Origin of the sequence: Myroides profundi (assembly GCF_000833025.1) — a bacterium.
Classification (GTDB): Bacteria; Bacteroidota; Bacteroidia; order Flavobacteriales; family Flavobacteriaceae; genus Flavobacterium; species Flavobacterium profundi_A.
In genome coordinates this window covers 3,537,157-3,550,852 of record NZ_CP010817.1, presented here as the reverse complement: position 1 = coordinate 3,550,852, position 13,696 = coordinate 3,537,157, and the positions used below count along the sequence as shown (strand labels likewise).

General features: G+C 35.3%; 7 protein-coding genes. 2 read left to right on the top strand and 5 right to left on the bottom strand.

The genetic code is table 11. The annotated features are described in order from the left end of the window. Nucleotides 1-46: 46 nt before the first annotated feature. The 4 genes from MPR_RS15730 to MPR_RS15715 all read right to left on the bottom strand — a co-directional run bounded on the left by MPR_RS15730 (nt 47) and on the right by MPR_RS15715 (nt 5,421). Entirely contained in the window at nt 47-958 is a 912-nt protein-coding gene (locus MPR_RS15730) for a helix-turn-helix domain-containing protein (protein ID WP_041894176.1), read from the bottom strand. Nucleotides 959-1,086: 128 nt separating this feature from the next. Continuing rightward, complete coding sequence (locus tag MPR_RS15725; RefSeq protein WP_041894173.1) at nt 1,087-2,472, bottom strand: phosphatase PAP2 family protein; 1,386 nt, start codon at nt 2,470-2,472, stop codon at nt 1,087-1,089. Between the two features lie 630 nt (nt 2,473-3,102). Next, nucleotides 3,103-4,161, bottom strand: coding sequence for a 3-oxoacyl-ACP synthase III family protein (locus tag MPR_RS15720; protein ID WP_041894171.1), 1,059 nt, complete (start codon nt 4,159-4,161; stop codon nt 3,103-3,105). Nucleotides 4,162-4,371: 210 nt separating this feature from the next. Next, the gene (locus tag MPR_RS15715) at nt 4,372-5,421 is read right to left on the bottom strand and encodes an alpha/beta hydrolase (RefSeq protein ID WP_041894169.1); all 1,050 of its coding nucleotides are present in this window, start codon (nt 5,419-5,421) and stop codon (nt 4,372-4,374) included. Between the two features lie 142 nt (nt 5,422-5,563). On the opposite strand from MPR_RS15715, the gene MPR_RS15710 reads away from it, so the two are divergent. Both MPR_RS15710 and MPR_RS15705 read left to right on the top strand, forming a co-directional pair. Then, complete coding sequence (locus MPR_RS15710) at nt 5,564-6,178, top strand: hypothetical protein (protein WP_041894165.1); 615 nt, start codon at nt 5,564-5,566, stop codon at nt 6,176-6,178. A gap of 845 nt (nt 6,179-7,023) precedes the next feature. Further along, nucleotides 7,024-10,500 carry a DEAD/DEAH box helicase gene (locus MPR_RS15705; RefSeq protein WP_041894162.1) on the top strand — a complete coding sequence of 1,159 codons (3,477 nt, stop codon included), beginning with the start codon at nt 7,024-7,026 and terminating at the stop codon, nt 10,498-10,500. A gap of 322 nt (nt 10,501-10,822) precedes the next feature. Here MPR_RS15705 and gcvP read toward each other — a convergent pair whose 3' ends face one another. Next, nucleotides 10,823-13,672: an aminomethyl-transferring glycine dehydrogenase gene (gcvP, locus tag MPR_RS15700; RefSeq protein ID WP_041894158.1), complete on the bottom strand. Its 2,850-nt coding sequence runs from the start codon at nt 13,670-13,672 to the stop codon at nt 10,823-10,825. Nucleotides 13,673-13,696 lie beyond the last annotated feature (24 nt).

Genomic DNA, 13,696 nt, shown 5'->3' with positions numbered 1-13,696 from the left:
TTGAATTAAATATCTCAAAGGTATAATTGCAAAAATCAAAGATTGGTTATATAGGGTTTTTATATTTTAATGGTGTTACTCCTGCATTCTTTTTAAAGAAATTATTAAAATGAGAAGGTTGATCAAAGCCTAGTGTATACCCAACTTCTGCTATGTCCCAACTCGTATTCTTTAATAGGTTTTTAGCCTCTTCGAATAATCTTTCTTTTATCAGCTGAGTAGTAGTCTTACTTGTTGCAGACTTAATAGATGCATTCAGGTGATTGACATGTACATTTAGGGCTGTAGCATAGTCAGACGCTGTCTTGAGGTTTAGAGGATAAGCAGGTGAGTCTAGTGGGAACTGTTTGTTTAGCAACTCATCAAATAGTCTGTATAATCTAGTGTTATTAGGTGTTTCATCTAGTTTAAGATCTTCTACTTTTAACTGTAACGCTTGATGTAGTAATAGAGCAAGTAAGTTACGGATAATCTCAAACTTTAAGGGATAATCACTCTGTGCCATGGCATACATCTGTTTAAAGTAGGTAGAGGCTAACTCTAATTGCTCTTCATCTAAGAATATAAATGGCTTACTCCACTCTTTAAAGAGAGATGTTTTTTTAAAGAACTCTATTGTACTGTGTTCCACTAAAAACTCTTGGTTGAAAAGGCAGAAAAATCCTTCTTGTTGATTACTCAGACATTCCCATTCATAAGGTATCGTAGGACATGGAAGGAATAAAGCTGGTCTGTCTAGTATCAGTGTGTGTTCACCATATTTAAATACACCTTCTCCTATAATTAAGCACACCTTGTAATAATCTCGTCTGTTATAAGGCGTATTAAAATTACAATATTTACGAATATTAATATTGAAGTGTGATTTACCACATTGGTAGTCAGAGGCATCGAAGGCATAGTGACTAATCGTGTTCTCTCTATAGTGGTCACCGATTGTTTCTAGATGTTTGCTCATAGTATTAAGAGAATAAGTAAATTAGAGCAAAGTTACTAAAATCAAATAAAGTTCTGTTTCTTCTTTAATGTTGTTTTAACGTACAGATACAAAAAAAGAGCTAATTATTAGCTCTTTGTCTTGATTGATTAGAAGTAAGCAGTCAGTCTAATTCCCATACTTAAATAATTAAGAGGGTGTTTGACTGTATTGACTTTGATGTCATCTTCGTCTAGTACGATATCATTTATTTTATAAGTAATCTTAGATTGGCTGTGATTAAAGTCCGAGTAGGCAGTTAGTCCTAAGTTATCAGTGATATTATAAGTCAGTGCTAATCCACCTGTAAATTGAAATACATTAGCAGGTTTATATTCTGCTAGCTGTACTTTTCCATCTTCTAGTTCAGGGATATGAACTTCGTGAGACAACACTTTTAACGAGATATTTCCATCTGCCCCTATGCTATAGCCTCCTAATGCTTTTATCATCAGATTCCATCTATCAGAGAAATGAATAGCATAGTATGGACCTAGAGAGAAAGTTAAATTACCCATTGATTCAGATAACACTTTTCCATTGATGTTTGTGTTATCAGGATCGTTGACTTTGTCTTCAGAGAATGGGAAACTAGCCACAGCTATTTGACCGCCTAGTCCCCAGTGTTTATTGAAGAAATAAGCTCCTTCTAATCCCGCTTCCCATCCTAGCTTAGCTAATGGTTCTTTGTTTTCTGTTTCTACTATGCTTTCTAGTCCGCTGGTGAACCCTAGTTTAATAGCCATAAAAGAAGGGTTTTCATTTCCTTCAAATCTAGAGATTAGGCTGAGGTTATCGCCTTTGTTTCCATATATTTTATCTACAAAGAAATAGGCTAGTTGAGTAGATAATATACCAATACCTGCCCCAGCTAATATATCGGGCACCCAATGCCTATTATTAAGGCTACGTCCAAGACCTGTCATAGTAGCGGCTCCATACCCACCTATAGAATACATAGGATTGACTAGACCGTATTCTTTGTCTAAGAAACTAGCGTTAGCAAAGGCCATTGCAGTATGACCAGACGGAAATGAGTTTTTAGAAGAGCCATCAGGGCGTTCTACTTTAGCTGTGTATTTAATACTATTGACTAGGATAGCCATGATAGCCATACTAGCACCATACGATATAGCAGAGCGCTTGAAGTCATTACGCCCTTTTACACCAGCTGCTTTCAGACCGAAGGTGGCTGCTGCAGGAGCATATTGTAGCAAGTCATCATATTTGTATTGAAACGAGGGTACATATCTATTGCGTTGTTCTCTGATTTCCTCTTTGTTTTTCCACGTGATGGCTGAGGCTGTCAAAAAAAGCGCAGGGACCAAGCCTACCTGTACAGCTTCTTTCTCAAAAAAAGACTTTTTAGTATGAGGTGTTAAGGTATAGTTGGAGGTTGTTATAGAGTAAGAGGATTGATTTGTTGAGGAAAATTGTCCCCAGCTAAGCGTTTGATACAATGTTAATAAACAAGTGAAATAAAAGATCTTTTTCATTTATTATTTTCTTTTTGTCTGCAAAATTATTGATTAGTAGAATTTTACGAATCAAAAAGAGTTTTATTATACTGATGGCGTTGGTTAAGATAATTCGTTATTTATATAATAAAAATTGAATTACTTTTCTTCTAATAAAGAATAAGAAGAATGATTAAAAATAGAAGTTACCTACTTTTATTATTGCTTTTAATGTAAATATTTTTAGTAAAGTGTCTATTTAATTAAAATTACTATATGCGAACTTGTTTTTTAAGCCTATAATTTCTGAGAAATTGGCATTACTATTGATGATTGTTAGAAGTAGTTTTTACTGTGTTTTTATTGATTTAGATAGATACAGTAGAAAGAGTGTTATAATAGAAAGTATTGTAGAGTGAATAGTTTGGACCGGATTTTAAAGTTTATAATAGCAGTAGCTACTTTGTTATTAATTGTCGATTTGTTTGACTTTTTTAGTAATAATGTAGTCAGTTATGTATGTTACAGCGCACTAGGTGTGTGTACTGCTATTCTCGTTTACATAAGTAAGACTTGTGAGAAAGAGAGAAGAGAGAATAAATAATAGAGATATTACTATAGCCTTTTTATAAAAAAAGAGAGCACTGAGCTCTCTTTATAATTCATGTCTTATACTTGATAAGTAAAGGCATTTATATTCATACCCGCCCCTACAGAAGCAAAGAGAATGACATCTCCTTGTTCTAGTTGATGTGGGTCTAGTTGTCTGTTGATAATCATATCATATAGAGTAGGTAATGTCGCTACACTACTATTTCCTAGTTTTTGGATATTCATAGGCATGATATGCTCAGGCATTTCCATATCGTATAGTTCGAAGAAACGTTTTACGATAGCTTCATCCATTTTTTCATTAGCTTGGTGTATCATCACCTTCTTGATTTTGCTGATATCGATTCCACTTTTATCTACACAGCTTTTCATCGCTAACGGTACATTAGTTAGTGCAAATTCATAAATCTTGCGCCCAAACATCTTGATGTACTTAGTGTTCTCATCTAATTCAGGGTTATATGATTTGCCATAATGAATGAAGAAAGCCTCGTCTAGTGTATAACTAGCAGACTCTACAGATAGTATTCCCCCTTCTTCATTAGTCAGTTCTAATATAGTAGCTCCTGCACCATCTGCATAGATCATAGAGTCTCTATCGTGTAAGTCTATCACACGTGATAATGTCTCTGCTCCGATGACTAAACATCTCTTAGCCATACCTACTTTCATAAATGCATAAGCTTGTATCACCCCTTGTAACCAACCAGGACACCCAAAAAGAACATCAAATGCTACACATGATGGATTTGCGATTTTCAGATTGTGTTTTACTCTAGAGGCCAAGCTAGGAACTATATCAGACTGTAGTGTTCCATGTTTTACATCTCCGAAGTTATGCGCAAAAATAATGTAGTCTAATGTCTCAGGATCTATATCTGCATTTTTGAGGGCATTCTCAGAAGCGATAGTACCGATATCACTAGTAGTTAATTCATTTTCTACATATCTTCTTTCTTCGATACCTGTTATCTGTTGTAGTTTATAAGCTGTACGTTGGTTAGTATCCTTTAGGGGTTGACCGTGTTCGTCTCTGAAGTCAAATTGATCAAAGGTCGTATTATCTATTACTTTAGTCGGGATGTAGCATCCTGAACTCATTATCTTAATATTCATAATATCGTTTTTGGGTTAATTGTAAGGTAAACTTAGAGTTTTATATTTATTAATGATAAGTTTTTTTCTCTTTTTTTGAAGTATTCTGAAATACTGTTTTGATTTCATATTACTTTTCGAGTAGGTATATAATAATAATGCCAATAAGTAATATTTATTGTGTGTTATTACTTATTGGCATAAAAAGGGTACATAAAGGATACTGTTGTATTACTTCTTATATAGTGTGTCTTTGTACTTAGTCACTTCGTTTACTGTATTTGTATCACCAGTAGAAGAGAAGTATTTAATGACTGTGTCTAAGAATTTCTCAGTCGGTTTAAAGTCATAATGCATCTGTTTATTCAGAGCTTTGAAGGTTTCCTGTAGTAGTGTTGGGTTGTTTTTTAATTCTTTAAAGTTGATTCGATATCCGTCGAATATATATCTCAGTCCATCTAAGTTTCCTTTTAGTGGTATACTACCATGGTCTTCTCCTTCATAGGCTACATATTTATAACTCAGTGTAGCAGGAGTATGCTTACTTAATAAGGTATCAAACTCTTTAATCGCACTGTAGTGATCACTTAGATGATCTTTGTTTTCGCTTTCGCCTACTTGTGTTAAGAATAGTCTTCTGTGTTTAAAGTCTTGGTTTATCCCATCAGTATATTCTCTAAGTATAACCTTATTATCCCACCATATACTAGGGTCGTGTACGATATAAGCGTTAAACATATTTGTATAGTTCAGTAGATTATTTAGAGCAGTAATCCCTCCGAATGAGTGACCGATTAGTATTTTGTAATCAAGCGTTCTATAGTTGGTGTCTACATAAGTAAAGACCTCTTCTTTTAAGAATTTAAAGAAGGCATCATTCCCTCCATTTTCACCTTTTATTTTTTTAGCCTGCTCAGTAGACATCTCCTCACTACTTACTTTAGTAGGAGTCAGATCTCTTGTTCTATTGGTATTAATGACTCCTACTATAATCATCTCCGGTATAGAAGGGTATGGATATCTACTTAGCTTATCTAGATAGGCTGTTAGATAATTAAAGTTACTTTCTCCATCTAGTAAGTAAATGACAGGATACAGTTGATTAGGATATTGAGCTTCATTATATCCCGCAGGTAGGTATACTTGTATCTTTCTATCTTCGTTAAGTACTTTAGATTTGATTGTATATGTTTTGCCTATTTCTATTGCTTCTTGAGCTGTGATAGGATGAGCAAATAGCAGGGTTAGAGGGACCAATAATGTATAGAGAAATTTCTTCATGATATAGATAATGATTGTTTTGTGTTTGGATACAAATATAAGTCCTTATTTATATTTGTTCTAATTTGTAAAATTATAATTCCTTTTAGAGGTCAAATAATATGTAGTTATTATCTTGTGTGGATTAAAGAGACGGTTGAAAATGAATAGATTAATTATTGTTTTTGTTGCACTTATTAGTGCATTTTGCGCTTTTGGCCAAAGCGCAAAAAAGCCAATAGAAGTGAAGGTATTAGACTCTGCTGTGAAGGATAATAGCCTAGCTACTATTGTAGTAATGAATAACTCCAATGATACATATTGGTTTCCGTGGGATACATCAGAGTTAGCTTATGGAGCTAGTGTAGGTAGTACATACGAGAATCAAGTATATGTATTGAGACAAAGAGTGTATAATAAGGCTAGTCATATCGATGAGCCGATGCTGATGAGTGGTGATTATGATTCGGATGGTTTATTAGCGAAGTGGCAAGAGAAGCTAAAAACAAAGAAAGTAACTGACTATGTGATCATCAAGCCGAAAAGCTTCGTACAGTTAAGACTTCCTTTTAAATCTGAACTAGTTGTAGCTCCTACTTGGTATGCGTGTAAAGATAGTATCAGTGATGGTGGGTATAAGTACTATGTAGCCTATGTGTATAATACGAAGGCTGTAGAGCAGGTACTAAGTCCTAAGCTACTAGAAGATGTGAAGAAATTAGGGTATAAAATCTATGAGGCTCCACTAGAGTCTAACAAGGTTCCTATCGTGAAATAATAAAAAGAGAAGTATATCCCATATACTTCTCTTTTCGTCTAAAAAACAGCTGTATAAAAACTTTATACGAATTATTGGCATTGGTAAAAGTACTTATATCTAAATGGATATTATATGATAGTTATCAGTTTGTCTAAAAACAATATCACTGTAGAGAAGTTTACTTTTACTTCATGAACACTATGATTATAAGAGAGTAGATCAGGTAAGGATATTGTCTATAAATAGAGTGTGTTATGTTTAACTAAAGAATATGGGGAAGTAGTGGTTCTTCTATGCATTTAGATAGCTTTTAGTCTTATAGCAGTTATGTTGCTTTTGATTCTACACTCGAAAGGATGTGTCTCCATCTTCAGTCCGTTGTTTTGTTTAAAATAACGGAGTCGGTACGGACTCATAACGGACTCATAACGGACTCAAGACAAGAAAGACTGAATGAAATGTGATAGGATACTGAAGTAGACTTAGTAGAAAATAGAGTGGTACAGAAGATTGTACTTTTTGATTATATAGACAGATATTTTACTTAGTAATAAAGGATTCTAGTAAAGAAATCTATTGATAGTATAAATATACATGATCATATATTGTAATAAGAGGTGATTAAGTCAGATATTTGATTTATTGACGTATTAGTTATTTTTACTTTGAATAGTGAATAGCTCTATTGGATATTGTAATTTAAATTTGCTTAAGAGGTTACAATTATAGTTTATAAGTTATTAAATGTTTTTTAAAGAAGAATTGTCTTAGTTGATAGGGCAATTCTTTTTTTATGTATAGGTGTGATATTTTACTAACTGTAAAATCTAGATTATCTTTGAGATCTAAAACAGATACTGCACATGCTTGATAATAAATATACTTCCTTATACTTTACCTCATTAGTAGATATTATCAATAATACAGAACTGACTACTCGTGCTAAGTACAGACTACTTAGAAATCTACTAGAGAAAATATGTAAGTATGTAGTAAAGGATGAGGTAATCAGTCTTTCTAATCTATTCTCTCGTCTATCCTTTATCTGTAATAAGTATAATGCGAGCCGTGTTATCCACAGTTTTAGAATGATTAGTAATGATTTGACTAAGCATGATTCTGCAGAGCTAGAGCTATATCTAGCGACCTACTGGATGGATGTAAATGATTTTATATCTTACGTATTTCAGGTGCCTGTACCTGATGAGAATAGATCATATTACCCATTTCCTATTCAGAGGTTAGCCTTGAAGCATAACGAGTTTGAGCAGATCATTGATAAGTTGAGAGTTAATGTATTGGGTATTAAGGATAATTTACTCTTATGTGATGTAGAGAATGCAGAAGATGGACAGCCTATACGAGTACAGATTAATGAAGAAGGAGTGAATGCTACATTTAGTTCTATAGAGAAAATATGGAAGGGAGCTACACTACACTTGATTAATGTAGGAGTAGATGATCATCAGATACATCATCCGAAGATATTTATACTAGAACCAGATTACTTAATAGATGTGTCTGCTATAGCAGAGTGTTTTCAAGACTATGGGACTTCTTCATTGAGCTTTATAAAGTCGAAGTTCGATGAGATACCTAATAATAAGTATCTACTCATCGGTAACTTTGCTAATGCTGTAATGGATGAGTTAGTAGGTGCAGAAGACGCGCAGACAGTAAACTTTGATACAGTCTTTGTGCACCACTTTGAGAACTATCCTTTTGAGCATACGGCTTGTCCTGATATATTAGATATAGAACAGTTTAAACAATATCGATATGACTGTGAAACTCATTTTAATACGATCAAGAGAGTATATCTTGAAGAGTTCGTACATTATGGTATCACGAATGAGGGAGATATTAACCTAGAACCGAGTTTTTTGTGTAATACTTATGGGGTACAGGGACGTTTAGACCTTCTTCATAGTATAAAGAAAGATAATCTAAAGACAACTATCGTGGAGCTGAAGTCTGGTGGGACGGTCTATCCTGATGACGGGGTAGGGGTGAAACCTAATCACACTGTACAGCTGTATTTATATCACCTCATGCTATCTGTGGTATATGATATACCCTATCGAGAGATAGGTAATGAGAAGTATCTGAGTGGCTTTATTTTTTATAGTAAACCAAGAACTAATAATCTTCGTAAAGATCAGATTAACCTTCGTCGAGTGCAGGCGATATGTGAGTTGAGAAATAGAATAGTATTAAATGAACATATCTTAAAGTCAGATGATCTGGAGAAAGTAGCGCTGTTACTCCACTATGTAAAAGGGGAGAATATAGTGCGTAACCCTAATCTGAATACCAAGTTTAAGGATATGCTCTATAAGCAGATAGATATGTTTACATCTGTGCTAGAGAAGTGCTCAGAGTTAGAGCGTACCTATTTTTATTCTTTTGTCAGCTTTATCGCAAGAGAACAATACATTAGTAAGTTAGGAGCGAGTGACTACGAAGGAAGTCACGGGTTGGCAAGCTTATGGATAGATAGTGCTGAGGTCAAAAAAGATAAGTATAGTATCTTATATGATTTAGAGATTATAGAGAATAAAATCTTCGAAGAAGAGAAGCAAATTATCTTCAGGCGAACATTAGTAGATGACTTTGTCAACTTTAGAAAGGGAGATGTCTGTGTATTATATCCTCGAGATCATGATACGGATACAGCAGTGAAGCATCAGATATTTAAATGTACGATACAGAGCATTACCAAAGAAACGGTGGCAGTAGTGTTTCGTCATAAGCAGAGAGGGATAAATTATTTTAATCAATATCGCTTATGGGCGCTAGAACGGGACTCTATGGATTCTTCTTTTACAAGTATGTATAAGAGTCTATATGCGTTTATGAACGCACCGAAGAATAAGAGAGAGGTAATCCTCAATGTACTACCTCCTAGACAAGGGATAAATTATGGGTTCTATAAGCCTACTCTTTCTGTAGAACAGAATAGGATATTAAATAATGCGTTGTCAGCAGAAGATTACTTTGTGCTAAATGGACCTCCTGGTACAGGTAAGACTTCTCATATCATTAAGGAGCTCGTAGAAGAATTATATACCAATACCAATCAGAATATATTACTTCTAGCCTATACTAATAAGGCTGTGGATGAGCTATGTGGTGCGGTGACGGATGCGCTAGAGCATGTATCTGCTATAGATAAGTTTGTGCGTATAGGTAGCCCGTTATCTAGTAGTCAGAAATATGCTGATTATCTAGTCAGCACGATTATTAAACGTGAGAGTGATGCGTTAGAGAAATCGGGTAGGAGATTTACTAGAAATGTTTTGTCTAATATTATTCGTAATAATAGAGTGTTTCTGTCTACAGTGGCTACTATGTCTAGTAAGAATGACGTGTTCAAACTAAAGAAATTTGATACAGTTATCATAGATGAAGCTTCTCAGATATTAGAGCCTCAGATTATAGGGCTACTACCTAAGTGTAAGAGGTTCATTATGATCGGTGATCACAAACAGCTTCCGGCGATAGTGGTACAGAGTGATACGTTATCTAAGACTAATAATCCCCTGCTAGAACAGATCGGGTTAGCGGATAGACGCAATTCATTATTCGAACGATTATATAACTTCTGTGAACTGAATAAGCTTAATTATGCACATGATACATTGACCTATCAAGGGCGTATGCATAGAGAGATAGCTGCATTTCCTAATATAGCATTCTATGAAGGCAAACTAAAAGAGGCTTATACATTAGAGAACTTAACTACGGTAGCTAAAAGTAGTCTACAGAGACAAGTAGCTCCGTTAAACTTAAAGTCTGTAGATAATGATCTATTAAGTACAATATTAGCACAGAAGAGAGTCTTCTTTGTCAATGTGGAAGAACACCATGCAGGACAACAAAAGAAAACAAGCGAGAAAGAAGCTGATTTTGTTGTTTGTCTATTGCAGAAGATAGAGCAGCTTAATCAACTAAATGGATGTAGCACAGATTTGACAAAACAGGTTGGAATTATAGCTCCATTTAAGAATCAGATAGCACTGATTAAAAATAAACTAGAAGGTAGTGATATTCTAAATGCTGAAGATATAGTAGTCGATACAGTAGAACGCTTTCAGGGAGGACAGAGAGATATTATTATTTGTTCGTTTACCATTAATGAAGTACTTCAGCTAGATGGGGTAGTGAGTCTTAATGATGATCAGTCAGTAGACCGTAAGTTAAATGTGGCTCTGACTCGTGCAAAAGAGCAAATGATTATCATCGGTAATGCTGAGGTGCTTAGTCATAATAGTATTTATAAAGAGATGATTACTCATATTAAAGAACAAAGAGGTTATTTCGAATACGATAGTTTATAGTTAACAACAGTGTTTATAACTATGTTGATAACCCTGTTGATAAAAATTATTTATGGAGTAAAAATGTTGATAACTCTAGAGAGATATTATTCTTTATAATTACTATTTATTTTGTAAGTTATTGTATTAGTGGTGTTTATTTTTTATTTAGTGTTGAGGTTATCACTGTTTGTAATGTGAATAAGATGAATTATAGTTATGAACAATATTGTTGATAACTATAGAGGTGCTACCTAGTAGCTTTAGTTAAAAAGAACATAGTAGAGCATAAAAAAACGCCATCGTAATGATGGCGTTTTCTGTATAGATAAATCTGTTAAGATTAGTTCTCCATATAAACTTCGATAGGAGCACAAGAACAAATTAAGTTTCTGTCACCGTAAGCATCGTCAATACGACGTACAGTAGGCCATAATTTGTTTTCAGCTACATAAGGAAGTGGGTAAGCAGCTTTCTGTCTTGAGTATGGAAGATCCCAGTTATCAGCAGTTAATAATGCTAATGTGTGAGGAGCATTCTTAAGCTCGTTTACAGGGTTCTCGATAGTTGCATTCTCAATTTCTTGACGGATAGAAGCCATTGCATCACAGAATTTGTCAAGTTCTTCTTTGCTCTCACTTTCTGTTGGTTCGATCATTAATGTACCAGCAACAGGGAAAGATACTGTAGGAGCGTGGAAACCGTAGTCGATAAGACGTTTAGCGATATCTGTTACTTCAATACCTTTTTCTTTAAACTCACGTACATCAACGATCATCTCGTGTGCAGCACGTCCTTTCTCTCCTGTATAAAGGATAGCGTAGTGCTCTTCAAGACGAGTCTTCATGTAGTTAGCATTTAAGATTGCTTGTTGAGTTACTTTCTTCAATCCTTCAGTTCCTAACATAGTGATGTATCCGTAAGAGATTAAACATACTAATGCAGATCCATAAGGAGCAGCAGAGATAGCAGTGATTCCTTTCTCACCACCTACTTTAACGATAGGGTTAGTAGGTAAGAATGGTACTAAGTGCTCAGCCACACAGATAGGTCCTACACCAGGTCCACCACCTCCGTGAGGGATAGCGAAAGTCTTGTGTAAGTTTAAGTGACATACATCTGCTCCGATATTAGCAGGGTTAGTGATTGCCACCTGTGCATTCATATTAGCACCATCCATATATACTTGTCCTCCGTTATCGTGGATGATTTGAGTAATCTCCATGATAGCAGACTCATATACACCATGTGTAGATGGGTAAGTAACCATAAGACAAGATAAGTTGTCTTTATATTGTTCAGCTTTAGCTTTTAAGTCAGCCACGTCTATATTACCTTCTGGAGTAGTTTTAGTTACTACTACTGTCATACCTGCCATTGCTGCAGAAGCAGGGTTAGTACCGTGTGCAGAAGCAGGAATAAGTGCGATATCACGTTGGAAGTCTCCTCTAGAGTGGTGGTATGCACGGATAGCCATAAGACCAGCGTACTCTCCTTGAGCTCCAGAGTTTGGTTGTAATGTAGTACCAGCAAAACCAGTAATCACATTTAATTTCTCTTCTAATCCGTGTAACATCTCTAAGTATCCTTGTGCTTGGTCAGCAGGTACGAATGGGTGAACGTTGTTCCACTGTGCGTTACTCAATGGTAACATCTCAGCAGCAGCATTCAATTTCATTGTACAAGAACCTAAAGAGATCATAGAGTGGTTAAGAGCTAAGTCTTTACGCTCTAATTTTTTGATATAACGCATTAACTCAGTCTCAGAGTGGTAGCTGTTAAATGCAGCGTGCTCTAAGAACTTAGAAGTACGTTTTAGTTTATCTTGGTACTTAACTTCAGTGCTTAATGCAGTTACCTCAGTAGCTGTCTTACCAGTAGCTTGAGCGAATACATTAACGATAGCGTTAATATCAGCTAATTCTACAGTCTCGTTTAATGAGATAGAGATAGTGTTTGCATTGATATAGTTGAAGTTAATAGAGTTTGCTTCAGCGATAGGTTTCACTTTAGCAGCATCCGCTTTCACTAAGATTGTGTCGAAGAAGTTAGCGTTCACTTGCTCGATACCTAATTTACCTAATTCAGTAGCTACAGTTACTGCTTTAGCATGGATTAAAGAAGCGATATTAGTCAATCCTTTAGGTCCGTGGTAAACAGCGTAGAAACTAGCCATAACAGCTAATAATACTTGAGCCGTACAGATATTAGATGTAGCTTTCTCACGTTTGATATGTTGCTCGCGAGTTTGTAAAGCCATACGTAGAGCGAAGTTACCATCAGCATCTTTAGATACTCCGATGATACGACCTGGCATACTACGTTTATATTCTTCTTTAGTAGCGAAGAAAGCAGCGTGAGGACCTCCGAATCCTAATGGAATACCAAAGCGTTGAGTAGTACCTACTACTACGTCAGCTCCCATTTCTCCTGGAGGAGTTAATAATACTAATGACATAATATCAGCAGCTACAGCTACTTTAATGTCTTTTGCTTTTGCTTGGTTGATAAAGTCAGCGTAGTCAGCTACGATACCATGTTTACCAGGGTATTGTAAGATCGCTCCGAAGTATTCTTCTGAGAAGTTAAACTCTTCGTGGTTACCTACTACTAACTCTACACCAAATGGAGTAGCACGAGTCTGTAATACTGATAAAGTCTGTGGTAATATCTCTTCAGAAACGAAGAACTTCACTACGTTGTTTTTCTTTTGATCTCTTGTTCTTACGTCGAATAATAAGATCATTGCTTCAGCTGCTGCTGTAGCCTCATCTAATAATGAAGCATTAGCAATCTCCATACCTGATAACTCGATAACAGTAGTTTGGAAGTTTAATAAAGCTTCTAAACGACCTTGAGCTACTTCAGCTTGGTAAGGAGTGTAAGCTGTATACCATCCTGGGTTTTCAAATACGTTACGGATAATAGCTGCAGGAACTACTGCCTCATTATATCCTAAACCGATGAAAGAACGGAATATTTTATTTTTGTTTCCTAATGCTTGAATGTGAGATAAGTACTCATACTCAGTCATTGCAGGAGCAAGGTTTAAGTCTTCTTTAAGACGGATTGCGTCTGGGAAAGTTTCGTTGATTAATTGTTCGATGCTATCAGCTTTCACTGTTTTAAGCATTTCTGCCATATCCTCAGGACGAGGACCAATGTGTCTTAATGCAAATGCGTTTGTTTTCATTTGGACAATAAATAAAAGTTGTGT